Annotated in this window: 24 protein-coding genes; 21 read left to right on the top strand and 3 right to left on the bottom strand. The window is 68.7% G+C overall.

Features of this window, described 5'->3' with window-relative positions; genetic code table 11:
• The first annotated feature begins 3 nt into the window (after positions 1 to 3).
• The 5 genes from AB0F17_RS33735 to ccsB are packed head-to-tail and all read left to right on the top strand — an operon-like array spanning position 4 to position 4,463.
• Complete coding sequence (locus tag AB0F17_RS33735) at positions 4 to 642, top strand: histidine phosphatase family protein (RefSeq protein ID WP_358031246.1); 639 nt, start codon at positions 4 to 6, stop codon at positions 640 to 642.
• 55 nt (positions 643 to 697) lie between these two features.
• Positions 698 to 1,264: a TlpA disulfide reductase family protein gene (locus AB0F17_RS33730; protein ID WP_358031245.1), complete on the top strand. Its 567-nt coding sequence runs from the start codon at positions 698 to 700 to the stop codon at positions 1,262 to 1,264.
• Positions 1,257 to 1,979 carry a cytochrome c biogenesis protein CcdA gene (locus AB0F17_RS33725; RefSeq protein ID WP_358031243.1) on the top strand — a complete coding sequence of 241 codons (723 nt, stop codon included), beginning with the start codon at positions 1,257 to 1,259 and terminating at the stop codon, positions 1,977 to 1,979. The genes AB0F17_RS33730 and AB0F17_RS33725 overlap by 8 nt, the downstream gene beginning before the upstream one ends.
• Positions 1,979 to 3,523 (top strand): cytochrome c biogenesis protein ResB, encoded by a 1,545-nt coding sequence (locus tag AB0F17_RS33720; RefSeq protein ID WP_358031242.1) that lies wholly within the window; start codon positions 1,979 to 1,981, stop codon positions 3,521 to 3,523. The genes AB0F17_RS33725 and AB0F17_RS33720 overlap by 1 nt, the downstream gene beginning before the upstream one ends.
• A complete protein-coding gene (gene ccsB, locus AB0F17_RS33715; protein ID WP_358031240.1) occupies positions 3,513 to 4,463 on the top strand; it encodes a c-type cytochrome biogenesis protein CcsB in 951 nt (316 codons plus the stop codon). Before AB0F17_RS33720 ends, ccsB begins: the two co-directional genes overlap by 11 nt.
• 1 nt (position 4,464) lies before the next feature.
• Here ccsB and AB0F17_RS33710 read toward each other — a convergent pair whose 3' ends face one another.
• Complete coding sequence (locus AB0F17_RS33710) at positions 4,465 to 4,770, bottom strand: PLDc N-terminal domain-containing protein (protein ID WP_358031239.1); 306 nt, start codon at positions 4,768 to 4,770, stop codon at positions 4,465 to 4,467.
• A gap of 176 nt (positions 4,771 to 4,946) precedes the next feature.
• Here AB0F17_RS33710 and AB0F17_RS33705 point away from each other — a divergent pair, with 176 nt between their 5' ends.
• Positions 4,947 to 6,167 carry a hypothetical protein gene (locus AB0F17_RS33705; RefSeq protein WP_358031237.1) on the top strand — a complete coding sequence of 407 codons (1,221 nt, stop codon included), beginning with the start codon at positions 4,947 to 4,949 and terminating at the stop codon, positions 6,165 to 6,167.
• 10 nt (positions 6,168 to 6,177) lie between these two features.
• The gene (locus AB0F17_RS33700) at positions 6,178 to 6,420 is read left to right on the top strand and encodes a hypothetical protein (protein WP_358031236.1); all 243 of its coding nucleotides are present in this window, start codon (positions 6,178 to 6,180) and stop codon (positions 6,418 to 6,420) included.
• 102 nt (positions 6,421 to 6,522) lie between these two features.
• On the opposite strand, the gene AB0F17_RS33695 is transcribed toward AB0F17_RS33700, so the two are convergent.
• Positions 6,523 to 6,741: a BldC family transcriptional regulator gene (locus AB0F17_RS33695; protein WP_219529162.1), complete on the bottom strand. Its 219-nt coding sequence runs from the start codon at positions 6,739 to 6,741 to the stop codon at positions 6,523 to 6,525.
• Between the two features lie 257 nt (positions 6,742 to 6,998).
• Here AB0F17_RS33695 and AB0F17_RS33690 point away from each other — a divergent pair, with 257 nt between their 5' ends.
• Positions 6,999 to 7,217, top strand: coding sequence for a DUF4229 domain-containing protein (locus AB0F17_RS33690; protein ID WP_358031234.1), 219 nt, complete (start codon positions 6,999 to 7,001; stop codon positions 7,215 to 7,217).
• Here the strand turns inward: AB0F17_RS33690 and AB0F17_RS33685 are convergent.
• Positions 7,214 to 8,425 (bottom strand): hypothetical protein, encoded by a 1,212-nt coding sequence (locus tag AB0F17_RS33685; protein ID WP_358031233.1) that lies wholly within the window; start codon positions 8,423 to 8,425, stop codon positions 7,214 to 7,216. The two genes, AB0F17_RS33690 and AB0F17_RS33685, sit on opposite strands and share 4 nt — an antisense overlap.
• 77 nt (positions 8,426 to 8,502) lie before the next feature.
• Between AB0F17_RS33685 and AB0F17_RS33680 the strand changes: the two genes are divergently transcribed.
• The 13 genes from AB0F17_RS33680 (at position 8,503) to nuoK (ending at position 21,294) form a co-directional block, all read left to right on the top strand.
• Entirely contained in the window at positions 8,503 to 9,219 is a 717-nt protein-coding gene (locus tag AB0F17_RS33680) for a demethylmenaquinone methyltransferase (protein ID WP_358031231.1), read from the top strand.
• 477 nt (positions 9,220 to 9,696) lie between these two features.
• Positions 9,697 to 10,950, top strand: coding sequence for a geranylgeranyl reductase family protein (locus tag AB0F17_RS33675; RefSeq protein ID WP_358031230.1), 1,254 nt, complete (start codon positions 9,697 to 9,699; stop codon positions 10,948 to 10,950).
• A 76-nt stretch (positions 10,951 to 11,026) separates the two neighbouring features.
• Complete coding sequence (locus AB0F17_RS33670) at positions 11,027 to 11,422, top strand: NADH-quinone oxidoreductase subunit A (RefSeq protein WP_358031228.1); 396 nt, start codon at positions 11,027 to 11,029, stop codon at positions 11,420 to 11,422.
• A gap of 2 nt (positions 11,423 to 11,424) precedes the next feature.
• Positions 11,425 to 11,976 (top strand): NADH-quinone oxidoreductase subunit B, encoded by a 552-nt coding sequence (locus AB0F17_RS33665; RefSeq protein WP_214640644.1) that lies wholly within the window; start codon positions 11,425 to 11,427, stop codon positions 11,974 to 11,976.
• Between the two features lie 74 nt (positions 11,977 to 12,050).
• Complete coding sequence (locus AB0F17_RS33660) at positions 12,051 to 12,671, top strand: NADH-quinone oxidoreductase subunit C (RefSeq protein ID WP_358031372.1); 621 nt, start codon at positions 12,051 to 12,053, stop codon at positions 12,669 to 12,671.
• A 43-nt stretch (positions 12,672 to 12,714) separates the two neighbouring features.
• The gene (locus tag AB0F17_RS33655; protein WP_358031226.1) at positions 12,715 to 14,040 is read left to right on the top strand and encodes an NADH-quinone oxidoreductase subunit D; all 1,326 of its coding nucleotides are present in this window, start codon (positions 12,715 to 12,717) and stop codon (positions 14,038 to 14,040) included.
• Positions 14,037 to 14,693: an NADH-quinone oxidoreductase subunit NuoE gene (gene nuoE, locus AB0F17_RS33650; RefSeq protein WP_358031224.1), complete on the top strand. Its 657-nt coding sequence runs from the start codon at positions 14,037 to 14,039 to the stop codon at positions 14,691 to 14,693. Before AB0F17_RS33655 ends, nuoE begins: the two co-directional genes overlap by 4 nt.
• Positions 14,690 to 15,979 (top strand): NADH-quinone oxidoreductase subunit NuoF, encoded by a 1,290-nt coding sequence (nuoF, locus tag AB0F17_RS33645; protein WP_358031223.1) that lies wholly within the window; start codon positions 14,690 to 14,692, stop codon positions 15,977 to 15,979. Before nuoE ends, nuoF begins: the two co-directional genes overlap by 4 nt.
• Positions 15,976 to 18,363 (top strand): NADH-quinone oxidoreductase subunit G, encoded by a 2,388-nt coding sequence (locus AB0F17_RS33640; RefSeq protein WP_358031221.1) that lies wholly within the window; start codon positions 15,976 to 15,978, stop codon positions 18,361 to 18,363. Before nuoF ends, AB0F17_RS33640 begins: the two co-directional genes overlap by 4 nt.
• Positions 18,360 to 19,715 (top strand): NADH-quinone oxidoreductase subunit NuoH, encoded by a 1,356-nt coding sequence (nuoH, locus tag AB0F17_RS33635; RefSeq protein ID WP_358031220.1) that lies wholly within the window; start codon positions 18,360 to 18,362, stop codon positions 19,713 to 19,715. Before AB0F17_RS33640 ends, nuoH begins: the two co-directional genes overlap by 4 nt.
• Positions 19,702 to 20,217, top strand: a complete 516-nt coding sequence (gene nuoI / locus AB0F17_RS33630; RefSeq protein ID WP_214640637.1) for an NADH-quinone oxidoreductase subunit NuoI — start codon at positions 19,702 to 19,704, stop codon at positions 20,215 to 20,217. The genes nuoH and nuoI overlap by 14 nt, the downstream gene beginning before the upstream one ends.
• Positions 20,210 to 21,001 carry an NADH-quinone oxidoreductase subunit J gene (locus AB0F17_RS33625; protein WP_358031219.1) on the top strand — a complete coding sequence of 264 codons (792 nt, stop codon included), beginning with the start codon at positions 20,210 to 20,212 and terminating at the stop codon, positions 20,999 to 21,001. The genes nuoI and AB0F17_RS33625 overlap by 8 nt, the downstream gene beginning before the upstream one ends.
• A complete protein-coding gene (gene nuoK, locus AB0F17_RS33620) occupies positions 20,998 to 21,294 on the top strand; it encodes an NADH-quinone oxidoreductase subunit NuoK (RefSeq protein ID WP_214640635.1) in 297 nt (98 codons plus the stop codon). The genes AB0F17_RS33625 and nuoK overlap by 4 nt, the downstream gene beginning before the upstream one ends.
• Positions 21,295 to 21,330: the final 36 nt, after the last annotated feature.

The raw sequence follows: 21,330 nt of genomic DNA, 5'->3' as shown, positions 1-21,330 counted from the left end.
ACCATGGCTGAAACCACCGTAGTTCACCTGATGCGCCACGGTGAGGTGCACAATCCCGAAGGCGTCCTGTACGGGCGGCTGCCCGACTACCACCTGTCCGAGAACGGCCGCCTGATGGCCGAGACGGTCGCCAAGTCGGTGGCGGGCCGCGACATCGTCACCCTCTACAGCTCGCCGCTCGAACGCGCCCAGGAGACCGTCGCCCCCCTGGCGGCGCTGCTGGAGCTGCCGGTACGCACCGACGACCGGCTGATCGAGGCCGCCAACATGCTCCAGGGTCGCAAGGTCGGCCAGGGCCTGGCGATCCTGCGCGACCCGAAGAACTACCGCTACTTCTGGAACCCGCTACGCCCCTCCTGGGGCGAGCCGTACCCGGTGATCGTCAAGCGGATGCGCTCGATCATCGAGGAGGCCAGGGCCGAGGCGCGCGGGCACGAGGCGCTCCTGGTCAGCCACCAGCTGCCGATCTGGTCGATCAGGATGGCGGCCGAGGGCCGCCGGCTCTGGCACGATCCACGGCGCAGGCAGTGCGGGCTGGCCAGCGTCACCACGCTCACCTTCGACGGCGACCGTCTGGTCAGCGTCGGCTACAGCGAGCCCGCCGGATCACTGGCGACGGGCCCCACGGTGCCGGGCGCCTGACCTCGCCGGTAGAGTTGCAAGCTCTACCGCTTGTAGTACAAGGAGATCTTCCTCCGTGCGCGCCAAGTCCACCACCCTCGTCCTGTTGGCCTTGCTGGTCGCGGGCTGCGCGGGCACCAACCAGTCCGGCCAGCCCCAGGCCGGCGACACCCGTTTCGTCGCGGGTGACGGGAAGATGCAGGTGTTCGGCGTGGCCGACCGCCAGGCCGCTCCCGCGATCGGCGGGGAGACCCTCGACGGCGCGACCGCGTCGCTCGCCGCGCACAAGGGCAAGGTCGTGGTGCTCAACTTCTGGGCGTCGTGGTGCGGGCCGTGCCGGGCGGAGGCGCCGGTGCTGAAGGAGGTCGCCGCCAAGACCAAGGGCGGCGTGGAGTTCCTCGGCGTCGACTTCAAGGACCGCAAGGCCGACGCGCAGGCGTTCGAACGCACCGAGCAGACCGGCTACCCGAGCATCTTCGACCAGCCGGGCAAGGTCGCGCTGGCCTTCCAGGGCACGGTGCCGCCCGCGGCCATCCCGTCCACGCTGATCATCGACGCGCAGGGCAAGATCGCCGCCAGGGCGCTGGGCGCGGTCAAGTACACCGACCTGATGAACGCGGTGACCAAGGTGCGCGATGAATGACGTCGTCGCCTCGGGCTCGCTGCTCCTGGCCGTGCCCATCGCGGTGCTGGCCGGGGTGGTGTCCTTCCTGTCGCCGTGCGTGCTGCCGCTCGTCCCGGGCTACCTGTCGTACGTGACGGGCATGAGCGAGGACCCCAAGCGCGGGCGGCTGGTGCTCGGCACGGCGCTGTTCGTGGCCGGGTTCGGGCTGGTGTTCGTGCTCAGCGGCGCGCTGTTCGGCGGGCTCGGCTCGGTCATGCTGGGCAACGCGGAGATCATCACGCGGGTGCTCGGCGTGCTGACGATCCTGCTCGGCCTGGCCTTCCTGGGCGTGCTGCCCGGCCTGATGCGCGACGTCCGCATCCACAAGCTGCCCGCGGCGGGGCTGGCCGGGGCGCCGCTGCTGGGCGTGGTGTTCGGGCTGGGCTGGACGCCGTGCATCGGGCCCACGCTGGCCGTCGTGCTCGCGCTCGGGCTGAACGAGGGCAGCGCGGCGCGCGGCGCGCTGCTCGCCGTGGCGTACGCGCTGGGGCTGGGGCTGCCCTTCGTGGCCGCCGCCCTCGCCTACAGCAAGGCGCTGCGTACCTTCCGCGCCATCCGCAAGCACTCGCGGCTGATCACCAGGATCGGCGGCGGCATGATGGTGGCCGTCGGCATCCTGCTGGTGACCGGTCTCTGGGGAGAGATGATCGCCACCATGCAGGGTCTGATCGGCGCTTTCCGGCCGGTGATCTGATGACCGTCGACGAGCTGGAGAAGGAGCGGACGCCCCGGCCCGCCGGTATGGGGCCTGTGGGCTGGCTGCGGTGGACCTGGCGCACGCTCACCGCGATGAAGACGGCGCTGATCCTGCTCTTCCTGTTCGCGCTGGCGTCCGTGCCCGGCTCGCTGGTGCCGCAGCGCGGCGTCGAGCCCGACAAGGTGGCCCAGCTCTTCCAGAACAACCCGACGCTCGCCGAGTGGTACGACCGCTTCCAGCTTTTCGACGTCTTCACCTCGGCCTGGTTCGCCGCGATCTACCTGCTGCTGTTCACCTCGCTGATCGGCTGCGTCCTGCCGCGCACCGCCACCTACGTGCGCGAGCTGCGCCGCCGCCCACCGGCCGCGCCGCGCAACCTGTCGCGCCTGCCCTACTTCTCGCCGCTGGACGACCCGCTGACCGTCGAGGAGGCCGCCCGCCGGCTGCGCCGGCTCCGCTTCCGCGTCGACGTCGGCGACGGCTGGGTGGCCGCGGAGAAGGGCTACCTGCGCGAGACGGGCAACCTGCTCTTCCACGTCTCCCTGCTGGGGCTGCTCGTCGCGGTCGGGTTCGGTTCCCTGTACGGCTACCGCGGCAACGTGCTGGTGGCCGAGGGCGACGGCTTCGCCAACACGGTCGCCGCCTACGACCGGTTCATCCCGGGCACGCAGGTGTCGGCGGAGTCGCTGGAGCCGTTCTCGTTCACGCTCAAGGACTTCCAGGCGAGCTACCAGGTCGAAGGCGACAAGAGAGGGCAGGAGCTCGACTACTCCGCCTTCCTGAGCGTCAACGACTCGCCCGGGTCGCCCGCGCGCGACTACACGCTCAAGGTCAACGAGCCGCTGGAGATCAACGGCACCCAGACCTACCTCATCGGCCACGGCTACGCGCCCGTCTTCAAGGTCACCGACGGTAAGGGGCAGGTCGCCTTCGAAGGGCCCGTGCCGTGCCTGATCGAGGACAAGCCCTCGCTCACCTCGGGCTGCGTGGTCAAGGTGCCCGACGCCCAGCCGTCGCAGCTCGGGTTCCTGCTGCGTTTCCTGCCCACGAGCGACGGCGCCGGGGCCTCGCTCTTCCCCGGCGCGCTCAACCCCCAGGTCCAGCTCCTCGGAGCCTTCTCCGGCGACCTGGGCGTACGCTCCGGCCGCCCGCAGTCCGTCTACGAGCTCGCGCCGCCAGAGGTGATGCGGAAGCTCACGCCGCTGGTCATGGGCACCGGCCACGCGCCCCTCGCGGTCGGGGGGTCCCTCGACCTGCCCAAGGGCGCGGGGAAGCTGGAGTTCACCGGGGCGAAGGAGTGGATCACGCTCCAGATCGCCTACGACCCGGGGCGGCTGCCCGCCCTGATCGCCGCGGCCGCGGCCGTCGCCGGCATCGTGTGCTCGCTGACGATCCGCCGCCGCCGGGTGTGGGTGCGGGTCAAGGACGGCGTGGCCGAAGTAGGCGGCCTGACCCGTACCGAAGGGTCCGCGATGGGCTTCACCGAGGAATTCGCCGACATCGTCAAGGTCCTATCAGCCGGAGGCAAGGATGCCCGCTGAACAGCAACTGGCCGGGGTGAGCGACCTCTTCATCGTCGCCGCCGTCCTGCTCTACCTGGCCGCCATGATCGGGTTCGCGCTGGAGCTGGCCTTCGGGCGCTCCAGCGCCGAGTCGCCCGCAGTCCGCGCCAGGCAGCCCGTGGGAGCCGGCTCGCCGGGTGGTCCTGTGGACGCCGCCGCGGAGCCCGGTGGCGGGCCGGTGGCCGTCGAGCCGCCGAACTGGGCGCCCAAGGCCGGGTGGATGGCCATGGCGTTCGGCTGGCTCGGCTGGACCGCGAACCTGTTCGCCATCGTCACCCGCGGCCTGGCCGTGGACAGGTGGCCGTGGGGCAACATGTACGAGTTCGTGGTGGCCATCTGCTTCGCCGCGGTCACCGCCTTCCTCGGCACCCAGCTCCGGCAGAACGTCCGCTTCCTCGGCGCCTTCGTCATGGTGACGGCCGCCCTGGGCCTCGGCTTCGCGGTCAAGGTCCTCTACACGGCGGCCGGCCCGGTCGTGCCGGCGCTCAACTCTTACTGGGTCGCCATCCACGTGACGGCGGCGATCCTGGCGAGCGGCCTGTTCGTCATGGCCGGGGTCTCGGGCATCCTCTACCTGATTCGCGGCGACGGGCAGTCACGGCTGCCGTCACGAGCCGACCTGGAGCGGGTGGCGCACCGCGCGATCGTCTTCGCCTTCCCGGTATGGACCTTCGCCGTCATCGCCGGCGCCCTCTGGGCCGACAAGGCATGGGGCCGCTACTGGGGCTGGGACCCCAAGGAGGTCTGGGCCTTCATCACGTGGGTGGCCTACGCGGCTTATCTCCACGCCCGGGTCACCGCGGGATGGCGCGGCCGCGCGGCGACGATCGTGCAACTGGTGGCGTTCGGCTGCCTGCTGTTCAACCTGGTGGGCGTCAACATGTTCATCTCGGGCCTGCACAGCTACTCGGGGCTGTGAGCTAACCGTCGTCGCCGCGCATGCGGCGGTCGAGGTCACGCAGGAACTCCGGGTCGTCGTCCGGGCCCTTGGGGGCCGACCGCCGGCGGGTGCCCGGTTGCGGAGGCACCGGCCAGGCCTCACGGTCCGGCTGGGGACGGCCGCGGAGCATCCAGACGGCCCCGCCCACCAGGGGCACCAGCGCGACGACGAGCACCCAGAGCGGCTTTGGTACGTTCCTGACCTCTTCCTCCGGCGTGGTGATGACGTCGAACAACGAGTAGAGCCAGAAGGCCAACAGGGCCAGGCCGATAACGACACCTACCATGTCCGAACTGTAAGCCATTCGCGTCGTGATCGTGTTTTTCCGTTGTCCCATTTCGGATGACTCCAGAGAGACCTACGTCGTACGGTGGACACGATTCAGCGGCGTCCGCCCGCTGGGACCGCCGATCGGCGGCCGGGTGCCTCGCGCGCGGGCGCTCCACGGCGTTGAGGGGTGCGATGGCCTTTTCTAACGACAAGGGCCGCCATCGGCGGGGTCGTTGGTGGCGGCGCGGCTCGTATCTCTTCTCCCGTCGCGGTGAGGCGCCCCCCGACGCGGACCGTTCCTTCTGGACGAACGACCGGCATGCGTTCCCCGGCCGGGCCGGCCGGGCCGGACGGCCGGACAGCGGCCGGGACCGGGCACGTGAGGACGGCTCCGGGCGGCGGGTGTGGCCATGGCGGGCCGGCTCCAAAGACACGGCCAACGGCCGTTCGGTGCCTGACCGGTACGGGCGCATGGGACGCGGGTGGCCGGGACGGGAGCCCGCCGGGCGGGACTCGATCGGGAGCGAGGGGAGTTTCGCGCTGTTCGGCTGGGTGGGTCGTGAGCGGAGTCAGGCCGGTGGAGACGATTCCGGCAGATGGTCCTGGGGCGGACGCGATCGACGCCGGCGGCAGGAGGGCGGGGAGTTCCAGCAGTGGGACGCCGCCGAAGCCGGGGAGCCGCGGCGATGGGAGGCGGGGGAGCAGCGGTTGTCGGCGGCCGTGGTCGACCGCCCGCAGTACACCTGGCAGGACTTCGAGCTCGACGACGCGGCGCCCAGAGCGCAGCCCAACCGCCCCGACGCGCCCTCGCTCGGCGACGGCCTGCAGCACTGCGGCAAGCTGGAGACCATCCTGCACCGCCAGTGGGACGCCCGGGAGGGCCCGCCGCCGCGGGAGGTCGTACGGGCCGTGGAGAGCCTGGCCAGGCTGCCCGACCTGTTGAAGGAGAAGCTCGCCGACGGCCTCGAAGGCATCTATGTCGGCCCGGGCGGAGTGCCGGACCTGGACGACATGGGCTACCTGCGCGGCGCCCCGCTGCCGTCCGGCCGGGCCTCGTGGGACATCTGCGCCGGAGCCTACGGCGACGGGAAGATCGTGGTGGGCGACCGCCCCTCACCCACGCCCGACGTGATGATGCACGAGGTCGGGCACGCCATCGACGACGTCGACTCGGCCCACGGGGATTGGGTGTCCGACTCCCGGGCCTTCGCGACACTGTACGAGGAGATCACGCCGCTCCTGGTCTCCGCCTTCCATCGTCAGGGGGGCGGGCTGGGGCGCAAGGAGTTCTTCGCCGACGCGTTCGCCGCGATCGCCTCGCGCCAGCGACCGGCACTCGTCGACATGCTGGGTGGCGACACCCGCACCGCGCTCAACGTCATGCTGTTCTTCAACCGGCGCTACGGAATCTAGGTGATCAGCCATGTACGTCATCCGGCTCGCTGACGGGACCCTGCGCGTGCCGCAGAGCCTGACCAGCGAAGACGGGCGTCTCATCGGCAACGCGTACGTGGAACTCGAACCCGGCGATCCCGACTACGACCTGTGGCTACCGGAGTCCCTGACGGAGGAGGAGGCGGCAGAACGCCGGGAGCGCTGGCTGACGGACAACGACGAACTGGAGCAGGAGTTCCTGGCCTTCAAGGCCGAACAGGAAGACGCGTGACCCCGTGCCGGTCGGTGTGCGGCCCCTGGAGACGCTCAGCCGGCAGTCCCTGGGCAGGGGGAGACGGCGATCCTGCGTGCAGGACCACCGTCTGATGGAACGTCAAAAACGCGGGGACTCGGCCGACCGCTCGGCCGTTAGAACGTCCTCGCCTCTAAGAAGGGCGTGCACTTCCGACTCGCGGAACCGCCGATGCCCTCCGGGGGTGCGGATACTGCTGATGCGGCCTGCCGCGGCCCAGCGTGTAACCGTCTTTGGGTCAACCCGGAAGAGGGCGGCAACCTCTCCTGGGGTCAGCAGACGCTCGCTGCTACTCTCCACCAATCTCTCCCCCTCGCATCCCGCTTCCTGCCAGCGGGCGGACAGGTAACCAGTGTGTCGAGCGAAGCCTGATTTATCCGTGGTTTTCGACAAAGATCACGGGTTGTTATCAGCTGACTGCCCGATTGTTATATGATAGAGCCTCTTTGGGGCTCTCGTGGGTGTTTCTTTACGAAACACCCTAACTGGGAACACTAGCAGTGCCCGCGCCCGATGCGAAGAGCGACCGTCCACACAGGGCGAGTAACCTCGATCCTGTGCATCCCGTTCTCGTTTACACCGCGTCGCGGATCGGCCTGTTTGTCGTGACGCTAGGTGTCCTGCGCCTGCTTGGCCTGCAAAACCCACTGGTACTGATCATCGTGACTTTCTTGATCAGTGGGATTGCCAGCTACGTCTTGCTGTCGAAGCAGCGTGACGCCCTTAGCACGCGCATCAGCGACAAGATCGACCGACCCAAGCCACAGAGCGACTAGGGCAGGGGGAACATGCCAATCCGGGCATGGTACTCCCGTCCGAGTCGAGTTGTGTCACTACCAACGAGTAGTCCGCCGCTGTGCACCAGAAATGCCTTGACCCCGATCCCGCGCTCCCTGCCAGGATTCCAAGTCAGCGCCATTCCGGTGCTCGGATGAATGGCGCCGATGCCCTCGCGGGGCACGGCTCCCGGCCCGGCTGAGTCGTGGCCCAGTGGATTGTTCAGCCACCGCTGGTGCCCGCCGACGTAGATCGCCGCACCGGTCACCGCCACCGCGTAGAGCGAGTCGCCGCCGGTCTTGTTGACCCAGGTGGGTGTGATTCGCTCGCCGCTGCCGTACGTCTCGAATCTGGCCGTGCTGTCGCACAGCCGCTTCCCGCCTATCGGGCCGCCCGTGGTGACGACGGCGAAATAGCTGCCGTCGGGCGCGAAATCCAGGCCGCGTACGTAGGAGGGGAAGGCCTCCATGCACTTGGGGACGTACGCCTCGGTCCGCCAGTCGGCCACCTTGGCCCCTCCGCCGCGTACGTCGATCAGCCCGAGCTGCGGTCTCGACAGCCCGTCGAGCGTGGTGAAGGTGCCGTCGAGGGCGAGCCGTTCCGCGGTCACGGCGAGCGCGTAGACCTTCACCTTGGGCGTCAGCGGTGTCCCCGGCATGATCGTGAACTTCGGGTCGGCCGCGCCGGTCGACGTGTCGAGCCTGGCCAGGGCCGTGCGCGGCCGGGTGAAGTCGCCGCCCGCGTAGAGCTGCGCGCCGCGCCTGGCCAGCGTGGTCACCGTCCCGCCGGAGACACCGGGCGCGAAGTCGCGTACGACCGACCCGTCGAAGAGGTTGAGCCTGGCCAGCGCCGTGGCCTCCGTGCCGTTGACCGAGGGGAAGTCGCCGCCGACGTAGACCGTGCCGCCGTCGCCGGGGGCCAGGCTGTAGACGGTCCCGCCGACCTGCGGCGCGAAGTAGCGCAGGATGTGTCCCGTGGCGAGGCTGTAGGCGAAGACGTTGTCGCGGGTGTAGGTGTGGGTCCGTGACGCGTCGGCGACCTCGCTGAACGAGCCGCCCACGACGACGGTGCCGCCGACCAGGGTGATGGAGTTGACGATCCCGTCGAGCACGTGCGGGGTGGTGTCGACCGGGTCGGCCGACACGACGCGCGGGTGCGCGACGGGGGCCGTGGCGATGATCGCCGCGAGGGCGACACGTACAAGCATTCGCCAATTCCTAGCAGACGGTGAGTAATCATGTGGCTACTTTCCGTCGATTGTCGCGATGGTCATAGGCTTGGGCCATGACGCGTGCTCAGCTGGACAAGCAGCCGGATGAGGTCGCCGCGATGTTCGATCGCACGGCCCGGCGCTACGACTTGGTCAATGATGTGATCTCCCTGGGGCAGGTGCGGTTCTGGCGCAAGGCGGTGGCCGCCGCCGTCGACGCCGGGCCCGGCGAGATCGTGCTCGACCTGGGGGCCGGCACCGGCACGTCCACCGACGCGTTCACCACGCTCGGCGCCCGCGCGATCGCCTCGGACTTCTCCCTCGGCATGCTGCGCACGGGCGTGCGCCGGCACGGTGGCAACGCGCTGAGCGGCGCGGGGGTCCCGTTCATCGCGGGTGACGCGCTGCGGCTGCCGTTCGCCGACGACGCCTTCGACGCGGTGACGATCTCGGTGGCGCTGCGCAACGTGCACGACACCGCGCAGGCGTTGCGGGAGATGCTGCGCGTGACGAGGCCGGGCGGCCGGCTGGTGATCCTGGAGTTCTCGCACGTGACGGTCGGCGCCTTCGACCTGGTCTACCGCGAATACCTGATGAAGCTGCTGCCGCGGGTGGCCACGGTCTTCGGATCGAACGACGACTCCTATGCCTATCTGGCCGAGTCGATCAGGGACTGGCCCGACCAGCCGACGCTCGCGCGCACCATTCAGGAGGCCGGCTGGGAGCGGGTGGCGTGGCGCAACCTCACCATGGGCATCGTCGCGGTGCACCGGGGGTTCAAGCCCGCCTGAGTCGCCATTAATGCTTCTCGGCCCGGCTCTGCTGATATCACCGCCGGGAGATAGCGTTTATCGCGGGAATTAGCCGTTGTTCGGGCTTCACCTCGGCGACGCGGCTCAGGGTGGGGATGGTTCCCGGGAATTCATGGGCGGGCTGGTGTAGCGTTTCGCTTACGGAGTGTGACCGTGTTCGCTGCCGCGTTGTAACGGGCGTCACATTCCGCACGATAGGCTCCGAAATATCCGTGACGCTACGAAGGAGTCTGCCCGGTGCACGTCCGCGAGTTCGAGGTCTGATCTCCCCGTGGCGACCACCCAGGGCCCTTCGTCTCCGACGGAGGGTTTTCGTTCGTGCGAAGACCGCCCCCCGGCTGACACTTTGTCCAGGAAAAGCGTTAGACTGCGGGCCGACAAGTTTGTGAAGGGGTTCACAAGAGAACGAAGGCGCCACACCCCGAGGCCTTCGAGCGTGTAGGACAGGACAGTCCAGTGACCGTGCCAGCAGCCATAGAGGCTGACGCCGACGTCATCGTCGTCGGCGCCGGTCCCGCCGGTTCCGCAACCGCCTTTTACCTCGCTCGGGCCGGGCTCGACGTGTTGCTCCTGGAGAAGACCAGGTTCCCCCGCGAGAAGGTCTGCGGCGACGGGCTGACCCCCCGAGCGGTCAAGCAACTGCTCAACATGGGTGTCGACATCGACGCGCCCGGCTGGATCAGGAACAAGGGCCTGCGGGTGGTGGGTGGCGGGCACCGGTTCGAGCTCGACTGGCCGAAGCTGGAGCGCTTCCCCGACTTCGGCCTCGTGCGCACCCGCCAGGACTTCGACCAGATCCTCGCCGCCAACGCCGTCAAGGCCGGGGTGCGGCTGATGGAGGGTGTGAACGTCACCGGGCCCGTGCTCGACGACCGCAGCGGTCACGTGGTCGGGGTGACGACCAAGGACGGGGTGACCTACCGCGGCCGGCTGGTGGTGGCCGCCGACGGCAACAGCACCCGGCTGGCCCTGGGCATGGGGCTGCACAAGCGCGAGGACCGCCCGATGGGCGTGGCCGTACGCACCTATTTCGAGAGCCCGCGCCACGACGACGACTACCTGGAGACGTGGCTGGAGCTGTGGGACGGCGACACGCTGCTGCCCGGCTACGGCTGGGTGTTCGGCGTCGGCGACGGCACCGCGAACGTGGGGCTGGGCCTGCTCAACACCAGCGACCAGTTCAAGAGCATCGACTACCGCGATCTGCTCAAGCGCTGGTGCAAGGCGATGCCCGCGGATTGGGGCTTCACCGAGGAGAACATGACGGGCCCGATCCGCGGCGCCGCGCTCCCGATGGCCTTCAACCGCCAGCCCCACTACACCCGCGGTCTCGTGCTCGTCGGCGACTCCGGCGGCGCGATCAACCCGTTCAACGGCGAGGGCATCGCGTACGCCATGGAGACCGGCGAGATCGCCGCCGAGACCATCGTGAAGGCTCTGCGTGGGACCACCCCCGCGCAGCAGGAACGGACCCTGCGCACCTATCCTCAAGTGTTGAAGGACGCCTACGGCGGATATTTCACGCTCGGCAGGATGTTCGTCGAGGCGATCGGGAAGCCGGGGGTGATGAGCTTCGGGACGCGGCACGGGTTGCCACACCCGAGGCTGATGCGCTTCGCGCTCAAACTCCTTGGTAATCTCACCGACCGGCGAGGCGATGCGTCGGACAAGATCATAAACGCACTCTCGAAGGTCGCGCCACCAGCATGAACCTCACACTCACCCGGCAAAGTCATAGATCAGGCTGCGCGCCCGCGCGCGTGGCGACTCCAGAGGAGGCGTAGCGATGGACCTTTACGTGCCCATCCTGGTGCTCGCCGTTGTCGCGGGGGGCTTCGCGATCTTCTCGGTCGGCATCGCTCCCTTCACCGGTCCCAAGCGCTGGAACCGCGCCAAGCTTGACGCATACGAATGCGGCATCGAGCCGACGCCCCAGCCGGTCGGTGGCGGACGGTTCCCGCTGAAATACATGATCACCGCGATGCTCTTCATCGTGTTCGACATCGAGATCATTTTCCTTTACCCCTGGGCAGTCTCCTTCGCGCCGCTGAAGAACGACGCGGGCAGCGTGCTCTCCTCGGGCCTCGGGGTGTTCGCGCTTGTCGAGATGCTGCTGTTCATCGTCACCGTGCTCGTCGCCTACGCATACGTGTGGCGCCGCAAGGGTCTGGACTGGGACTAGAAATGGGACTTGAAGAGAAACTCCCCAGCGGGTTCATCCTCAGCACGGTCGAACAGGCCGCGGGCTGGGCGCGCAAGAACTCCGTATGGCCGGCCACGTTCGGCCTCGCCTGTTGCGCCATCGAGCTGATGGCCACCGGTGGCCCCCACTACGACCTGGCGCGCTTCGGCATGGAGCGCGCTTCGGCGTCTCCTCGCCAGGCCGACCTGATGATCGTCGCCGGACGCGTGTCACAGAAGATGGCTCCCGTCCTGCGGCAGATCTACGACCAGATGGCCGAGCCCAAGTGGGTCATCTCGATGGGCGTGTGCGCCTCGAGCGGCGGCATGTTCAACAACTACGCCATCGTGCAGGGCGTGGACCACATCGTCCCGGTCGACATCTACCTGCCCGGCTGTCCGCCGCGGCCGGAGATGCTGATCGACGCGATCGTGAAGCTGCACGACAAGATCCAGAACACGAAGTTCGGCGCGCACCGCGCCAAGCAGATCGACGAGCTCGAACTGCAGGCGCTGCGTACGCTGCCGCTGATCGACCAGGGGGCCGCGAAGTGACCTCGCCCGACAACCTCCCCGAGGTCCCCGCCAACGCCGAGGTCCCCGAGGTTCCGGCCGTCCCCGAGCCACCCGTGGCCCGGCGCGGCATGTTCGGCGCGACCGACGCGGGTGACACCTCCGGTTACGGCGGCCTCGTCGTACGGCGGGCACCCCAGCTCGCCACGCCCCGCCCGTACGGCGGCTACTTCGACGAGCTGGTCGACATGCTGGCCATGGACGACGCCATCGACCGGGTGGTCGTCGACCGGGGCGAGCTGACCCTGCACGTGAAGCGGGAGCGGCTCGTCGAGGTGTGCCAGAAGCTCCGCGACGAACCCGCCCTGCGGTTCGAGCTCTCGCTCGGCGTCTCCGGTGTGCACTACCCGCACCTGAAGGGCGAGGAACTGCACGCGGTCATCCATCTCTGCTCGATCACCCACAACCGGCGCGTCCGCGTCGAGGCGAGCGCGCCCGACGAGGACCCGCACATTCCCTCGACCGTCGGCGTCTACCCGGGCCATGACTGGCACGAGCGCGAGACGTGGGACTTCTTCGGGATCATCTTCGACGGACACCCCGGCCTGACCCGCATCATGATGCCGGACGACTGGGACGGCCACCCGCAGCGCAAGGACTATCCGCTCGGCGGCATCCCGGTCGAATACCGCGGCGCCACGATCCCCGCGCCCGACCAGAGGAGGTCGTACGCGTGAGCTACATCGAGCTGAGCGTTGACGAACGAAGTGAGGTTGACTCGTGACCACCGGATATGACGAGGCGACCGAGGGCAAGGTCTATTCGGTCACCGGCGCGGACTGGGACGAGGTCGTCAGCGGTGTCCGCGACTCCGAGGACGAGCGGCTGGTCATCAACATGGGCCCGCAGCACCCGTCCACGCACGGAGTGCTGCGGCTGGTGCTGACCCTCGACGGTGAGACGGTCACCGAGGCGCGCAGCGTCATCGGCTACCTGCACACCGGCATCGAGAAGAACCTGGAATACCGGACCTGGACCCAGGGCACCACGTTCGTCACGCGCATGGACTACCTCTCGCCGATCTTCAACGAGACCGCCTACTGCCTGGGCGTCGAGAGGCTGCTCGGCATCGAGGACCGGATCCCCGACCGGGCCCAGGCCATCCGCGTGATGATGATGGAGCTCAACCGGATCTCCTCGCACCTGGTGGCGATGGGCACGTTCGGCATGGAGCTGGGCGCGACCACGCCGTTCCTGTTCGGCTACCGCGACCGCGAGCTGATCATGGACCTGTTCGAGTACATCACCGGGCTGCGCATGAACCACGCCTACGTCCGCCCCGGCGGCGTGAGCGTGGACCTGCCCGCGGGTGCGGTCGACAAGATCGGCGAGTTCCTCAAGATCATGCCACAGCGGATCAAGGACATCCGCAAGCTGCTCGACGAGAATCCCGTCTACCTGCGCCGCACCAAGGACGTGGGCTACCTCGACCTGACCGGCTGCATGGCCCTGGGCATCACCGGGCCGATCCTGCGGTCCGCGGGCCTGCCGTGGGACCTGCGCAAGTCGCAGCCCTACTGCGGGTACGAGACCTACGAGTTCGAGGTGGCGACCGAGCGCGGCTGCGACGTGTTCTCCCGCTACCTGGTCCGGATGCGGGAGATGGAGGAGTCGCTCAAGATCGTCGAGCAGGCTCTCGACCGCATCGCCGGGCCGCTCAAGGGCGACCCCGTGATGATCGAGGACAAGAAGATCGGCTGGCCCGCGCAGCTCGCGCTGGGCCCCGACGGCTTCGGCAACTCGCCCGACCACATCGCGCACATCATGGGCAGCTCCATGGAGGCCCTCATTCACCACTTCAAGCTGGTGACCGAGGGATTCCGGGTGCCGGCCGGACAGGCGTACGCGTCGATCGAGTCGCCCAAGGGCGAGCTCGGCGCGCACGTGGTGAGTGACGGCGGCACCCGCCCCTACCGCGTCCACTTCCGCGAGCCGTCCTTCTGCAACCTGCAGGGCTTCCCCGCGATGGCGGAGGGCGGCCAGGTCGCCGACGTCATCGCCGCGGTGGCATCTATCGACCCCGTCATGGGAGGTGTGGACCGGTGACTTATTCACCGGAAGTCCGCGAGCGTCTCGAACGAGACGCCAAGGAGATCATCGGGCGCTACCCGAAGGCGCGGTCGGCACTGCTTCCGCTGCTCCACCTCGTGCAGTCCGAAGACGGTCACGTCTCCGACGACGGCCAGGAGTTCTGCGCGGAGATGCTGGGCCTCAGCAAGGCCGAGGTCGTCGGAGTCGCGACGTTCTACACCATGTACAAGCGCAAGCCCGCCGGCGACTACCACGTCGGTGTCTGCATCAACGCGCTCTGCGCCGTCATGGGCGGCGACCAGATCTGGGAAGAGCTGTCGGAGCACACCGGCATCGGCCACGAGGAGACGACCGGCGACGGCAAGGTCTCGCTCGAACGCCTCGAGTGCAACGCGGCCTGCGACTTCGCCCCGGTCATGATGGTCAACTGGGAGTTCTTCGACAACCAGACGCCCGAGTCGGCCAAGCAGCTCGTCGACGACCTGCGTGACGGCAAAGACGTACGGCCGACCAGGGGGCCGAAGAAGCTCTGTACCTTCAAGGAGGCCTCGCGAGTGCTCGCGGGCCTGCCCGACGACCTGGCGGGCGACGGCCCGTCGGCGGCGGGCCCCTCGCTGGAGGGCCTCAAGGTCGCCAAGGCCAACGGATGGAAGGCCCCAGAGGCATGAGCACGACTCTCACCCCGGTCCTGACCGCGAACTGGGACCAGGCCAACTCCTTCACCCTCGCCGGCTACGGCGAGTATGAGGCGGCCAAGAAGGCGCTGGGGATGGACCCCGACGCGGTCATCCAGGCCGTCAAGGACTCGGGACTGCGCGGCCGCGGCGGCGCGGGCTTCCCGACCGGCATGAAGTGGGGCTTCATCCCGCAGGGTGACGGCAAGCCGCACTACCTCGTCGTCAACGCCGACGAGTCGGAGCCGGGCACCTGCAAGGACATCCCGCTGATGATGGCCAACCCGCACTCGCTGGTCGAGGGCGTCATCATCACCGCGTACGCGATCCGGGCCAACCACGCCTTCATCTACGTGCGGGGCGAGGTGCTGCACGTGATCCGCCGGCTGCACGCGGCCGTGCGCGAGGCGTACGAGAAGGGCTACCTCGGCACCGACATCCTCGGCTCCGGCTACGACCTCGAACTCGTCGTGCACAGCGGCGCGGGGGCGTACATCTGCGGCGAGGAGACGGCGCTGCTCGACTCGCTCGAAGGCTTCAGAGGTCAACCGCGGCTCAAGCCCCCGTTCCCGGCCGTGGCGGGCCTTTATGCCTCGCCTACTGTTGTGAACAACGTGGAGTCTGTGGCCAGTGTTCCCTCAATCGTGACCAACGGGGCCGACTGGTTCGCCGGGATGGGCACCGAGAAGTCCAAGGGCTTCGGCATCTTCTCGCTGAGCGGCCACGTGACCAGGCCCGGCCAGTACGAGGCGCCGCTCGGCATCACGCTGCGCGAGCTGCTCGGCATGGCGGGCGGGATCCGCGAGGGGCACGAGATCAAGTTCTGGACCCCGGGCGGCTCGTCCACGCCGATCTTCACCAACGAGCACCTGGACGTGCCGCTGGACTTCGAGTCCGTCGGCGCCAAGGGCTCCATGCTCGGCACCCGGGCGCTGCAGATCTTCGACGAGACGACCTGCGTGGTCCGTACGGTGCTCCGCTGGACGGAGTTCTACGCCCACGAGTCGTGCGGCAAGTGCACGCCGTGCCGCGAGGGCACCTACTGGCTCAAGCAGGTGCTCAAGCGCCTGGAGAAGGGCCAGGGCACCGAGGAGGACCTGTCCACGATCACCGACATCGCGGACAATATCCTGGGCCGCTCGTTCTGCGCGCTCGGTGACGGCGCGACGAGCCCGATCCACTCCTCGGTGAAGTACTTCCGCGACGAGTACCTCAAGCACTTCGAGGTCGGCGGCTGCCCGTTCGACGCGAAGAAGTCCACTCTCTGGGGTGACCAGTGACAACAACCGCCGTAGAGACCAACCTGGTGACCCTCACCATCGACGGGTTCCAGGTCAGCGTCCCGAAGGGCACCCTGATCATCAGGGCGGCAGAGCTGCTGGGCATCCAGATCCCGCGCTTCTGCGACCACCCGCTGCTCGACCCGGCGGCCAACTGCCGTCAGTGCCTGGTCGACATCCCTGACGCCGGCAACGGCCGTGGCTTCCCCAAGCCGCAGCCGTCCTGCGCGATCGACGTCGCCGAGGGCATGGTGGTGCAGACCCAGCTCACCTCGCCGGTCGCCGAGAAGGCGCAGCGCGGGGCCATGGAGCTGCTGCTCATGAACCACCCGCTCGACTGCCCGGTCTGCGACAAGGGCGGCGAGTGCCCCCTGCAGAACCAGGCGATGTCCAACGGACAGGGCGAGTCCAGGTTCCAGGAGCAGAAGCGGACCTTCCCCAAGCCACTGCCGCTGTCCACCCAGGTGCTGCTCGACCGCGAGCGTTGCGTCCAGTGCGCGCGCTGCATCCGCTTCTCCGACCAGATCGCCGGCGACCCGTTCATCGACTTCTTCGAGCGCGGGGCCAAGGAGCAGGTGGGCGTCGCCGACGGCAAGCCGTTCGACTCCTACTTCTCCGGCAACACGGTGCAGATCTGCCCGGTCGGCGCGCTGACCGGCGCCGCCTACCGGTTCCGGGCCAGGCCGTTCGACCTGGTCTCCACGCCGAGCGCGTGCGAGCACTGCGCGTCCGGCTGCAGCCTGCGCACCGACCACCGGCGCGGCCGGGTCACCCGCCGCCTGGCGGGCAACGACCCGCAGGTCAACGAGGAGTGGAACTGCGACAAGGGCCGCTGGGCGTTCTCCTACGCCACGGAGCCCGACCGCCTCAAGCTGCCGCTGGTCCGCAACGAGGAGGGCGTGCTCGAACCCACCTCGTGGCCGGAGGCGCTCAGCGTCGCGGCCCAGGGCCTGGCCGCCGCGCGCGGCAAGGCCGGTGTGCTGGTCGGCGGCCGGGTGACGGTCGAGGACGCCTACGCGTACGCCAAGTTCGCCCGGCTCGCCCTCGGCAGCAACGACATCGACTTCCGCGCCAGGCCGCACTCCGCCGAGGAGACGCAGTTCCTGGCGCACGCGGTGGCCGGCAAGGGCATCGAGGTCTCCTACAGTGACCTCGAGAACGCCCCGGCCGTGCTGCTCGTCGGGTTCGAGCCCGAGGACGAGTCGCCGATCGTCTTCCTGCGTCTGCGCAAGGCGTGGCTGAAGAAGGGGCTCAAGGTCACCTCGATCGCCCCGTTCGCCACCAACGGCCTGGCCAAGATGGGCGGCACGCTCATCCGCACCGCGCCGGGCGCGGAGGCCGACGCGATCGGCGACCTGGTCGGCTCGCTCGCCGAGGGCACGATCGTGCTCGCCGGCGAGCGGCTCGCCGCGGTCCCCGGCGCTCTGTCCGCGCTGGTACGGCTCAGCGCCGCCTCGGGCGCCCAGCTCGCCTGGATCCCGCGCAGGGCCGGCGAGCGGGGCGCGGTCGAGGCCGGTGCGCTGCCCAACCTGCTGCCCATCGGCCGCCCGGTCGGCGACGAGAGCGCCAGGGCGGAGATCGCCAGGGCGTGGAACGTGGGCGCACTGCCCGACGCGCCGGGGCGCGACACCACGGGCATGCTGCTCGCGGCCCTGGAGGGGGAGCTGGACGCGCTGGTCGTGGCCGGTGTCGACCCCTACGACCTGGCCGACCCGGGCGCCGCTCTGGCCGCGCTGGAGAACACCCCGTTCATCGTCAGCCTGGAGATCCGCGCCAGCGCGGTCACCGACCGGGCCGACGTGGTCCTGCCGGTCGCCGCCGTGCAGGAGAAGGGCGGCACGTTCGTCAACTGGGAGGGCAGGGGCCGCTCGTTCGAGGCCCCGCTCCGGGTGCCCGGCCTGCAGAGCGACCTGGCCGTGATCGGCAGCCTGGCCGACCGGATGGACGTCCACCTGGGCCTGCCCGACGCCGCGGCCGCCCGGCGCGAGCTGAGCGCGATCGGCGCCTGGCGCGGCACCCCCGTCGCCGCGCCCAACACCGCCACCCGCTCGCAGCCCGCGCCGCGGACGGGCGAGGCGGTGCTGGCGACCTGGCACCTGCTGCTCGACGACGGCCGCCTGCAGGACGGCGAGCCGTACCTCGCGGGCACCGCCCATGCCGCGGAAGCGCTGGTCTCGGAGGGCACGGCGGCGGAGATCGGCGTCGCCGACGGCGACAAGCTGGTCGTCGGCGGCCAAGGACCCAACGCTGTCACGCTGCCGGTACGCCTCGCCGACCTTCCGGACCGGGTGGTCTGGGTGCCGGCGAACTCCGGCGGCTGCTCGGTCACGCGCGATCTCGGCGCGTCGACCGGCGACATCGTCACGATCGGGAGCGCCTCATGATCCCTGTTCTCGCGACTGATCCGACCCTTGCCGACTTCGGCAAGGACCCGCTCTGGATCACGATCATCAAGGCCGTGATGCTGTTCGCCTTCCTGATGATCTGCATTCTGTTCGGCGTCTGGTTCGAACGGAAGCTGATCTCCAGGATGCAGAACCGCATCGGCCCCAACCGGGCGGGCAAGTTCGGTCTGCTCCAGTCGGTGGCCGACGGCATCAAGATGGGCCTGAAGGAAGACCTCTTCCCGCGGACCGTCGACAAGGTGCTCTACCTGATGGCCCCGGTCATCATGGTGATCCCGGCCTTCCTGGCCTTCTCGATCACCCCGTTCGGGCCGATGGTCAACCTGTTCGGCGTGCGGACGCCGTTGCAGCTGGTCGACCTGCCGGTGGCCGTGCTGTTCATGCTGGCCATGGGTGCCATCTCGGTCTACGGCGTGGTGCTGGCCGGCTGGTCGTCGCGCTCGCCGTACGCGCTGCTGGGCGGGCTCCGGTCGGCGGCGCAGGTGGTCTCGTACGAGATCGCGATGGGTCTGTCGTTCGTCGGGGTGTTCCTGTTCGCGGGGACGCTGTCGACGTCGGAGATCGTCAAGTCGCAGGCGTCCGGCGGCGTGCTGTGGGGCGTGTCGATGCCCTCCTGGTACGTCGTCCTGCTGCTGCCGTCGTTCCTGATCTACGTGTTCTGCGCTTTCGGTGAGGCCGCCCGTATCCCGTTCGACCTGCCCGAGGGCGAGGGCGAGCTGGTCGGCGGCTTCCAGACCGAGTACTCCTCGTCGCTGAAGTTCGCGCTGATCATGATGGGCGAATATCTGCACACGTTCGTCGCCTCGGCGATGGCCATCACGCTGTTCCTCGGCGGGTGGCGGGCGCCGTTCCCGATCACGTGGTTCTGGGCCGGGGCGAACGAGGGCTGGTGGCCGCTGCTGTGGTTCTTCGTGAAGTTCGTGCTGGTCTTCTGCTTCGTGGTGTGGGTGCGGGCCTCGCTGCCGCGCGTCCGCTACGACCAGCTCATGTCGCTGGGGTGGAAGGTTCTCATCCCGGTCAACCTCGCGTGGATCATGCTGGTCGCCACGATCCGGACCGTCATGTACGTCAAGAACGGCGAACCCGGCTTCGAAGGCACCCTGGCGCCGGTGATGGTGGTCGCGGTGATCGTCATCGTCGGTGCGCTCGGCATCTGGGCCCGGTTCGACACCGTGAACCAGCGCCGCAAGGAAGCGAGGAAGGCGGAGGTCGAGGCGGAGTTCGAGGAGCTGTCCGACGAGCCAACGGCCGGTGGCTTCCCTGTGCCGCCGCTCGACCTGCCGCACTACCACGGGGTGCAGCACAAGGAGATTCCCAGTGGGACTAACTGATTGGCTGAACCCCGTCAAAGGCTTCGGGGTCACCTTCCACACGATGTTCAAGAAGCCTGTCACGGTCAACTACCCGGAGGAGAAGAGGCCTACGGCGCCTCGTTTCCACGGGCGGCACCAGCTCAACCGCTGGCCCGACGGGCTGGAGAAGTGCGTCGGCTGCGAGCTGTGCGCGTGGGCGTGCCCGGCCGACGCCATCTACGTGGAAGGCGCCGACAACACCGACGCGGAGCGCTTCTCGCCGGGTGAGCGGTACGGCCGCACCTACCAGATCAACTATCTGCGGTGCATTCTCTGCGGTTTGTGCATCGAGGCGTGCCCGACCCGGGCCCTCACGATGACCAACGAGTACGAGCTGGCCGACACCAACCGCGAGAGCCTCATCTTCACCAAGGAGATGCTGCTCGCGCCTCTGACCCAGGGGATGGAGCAGCCTCCGCACCCCATGCGGCTCGGGGAGACCGAAGAGGACTACTACCGGCTGGGACGGACCAATGGGTGAGACCATTACGTTCTGGGTGCTCGCCGTCGTATCCGTCGGCGCGGCGCTCGGCATGGTGTTCAACCGGAAGGCCGTCTACTCGGCGCTGATGCTCGGCACCGTGATGCTCTGCCTCGCGGTCCTGTACGCCGTGCAGGACGCGCCCTTCCTGGCCGCGGTGCAGATCATCGTCTACACCGGCGCCGTCATGATGCTCTTCCTGTTCGTGCTCATGCTGGTCGGCGTCGACTCCTCCGACTCGCTCGTGGAGACGCTGAAGGGCCAGCGCGTCTGGGCCGCGATCGGCGCGATCGGCTTCGGCGCGCTGGTCATCCTGGCCATCGGCAACGCCGTCTTCGCCAAGGAGGCGGGGCTGGCCTCGGCCATCGGGCAGGCCGGTTACATCCGCGCGCTGGCGCTGCTGTTGTTCACGAAGTACGTCTTCGCCTTCGAGATCACCTCGGCGCTGCTGATCACCGCCGCGCTCGGCGCGATGGTGCTGGCACACCGCGAACGCCTGACCGTACGGCCTTCGCAGAAGGACCTGGCCCGCGCCCGGTTCCTCGGCGATCGCCCGTCGGGTCTGCCCGGACCCGGCACCTACGCCAGGAGCAACGCCATCGACATGCCGGCGCTGCTGCCCGACGGCTCGGTCGCGGAGAGCTCGGTCAACCGCTACATCGCGCGGTACGACGTCGAGCAGGGTCATCTCCCTGAGGACCCGAAGCTCGCCGAGGCCATCAAGCACAGGGCCGCCGTCGAGTCGGTTGAGTCGGCCGAGTCGGTTGAGGAGGAGTCCAAGTGACCACCCATTACCTCGTCCTGTCGGGCCTGCTGTTCGCCATCGGCGCGATGGGCGTGCTCATCCGGCGCAACGCGATCGTGGTGTTCATGTGCGTGGAGCTCATGCTCAACGCGTGCAACCTCGCTTTCGTCGCCTTCGCCCGGCAGAACGGCAACCTCGAAGGCCAGATCATCGCGTTCTTCGTGATGGTGGTGGCCGCGGCCGAGGTTGTGGTCGGCCTGGCGATCATTGTGACGATCTTCCGAACCCGCAGGTCCGCGTCGGTAGACGACGCCAACCTGCTGAAGTACTAAGAGGTGACTGGTGGAATCTCCTGTTGAGATCGTCCA

Source organism: Nonomuraea sp. NPDC026600, assembly GCF_040638335.1.
GTDB lineage: Bacteria > Actinomycetota > Actinomycetes > Streptosporangiales > Streptosporangiaceae > Nonomuraea.
The sequence above is the reverse complement of the archived record's forward strand: the minus strand, read 5'-3'. Positions and strand labels throughout refer to the sequence as shown.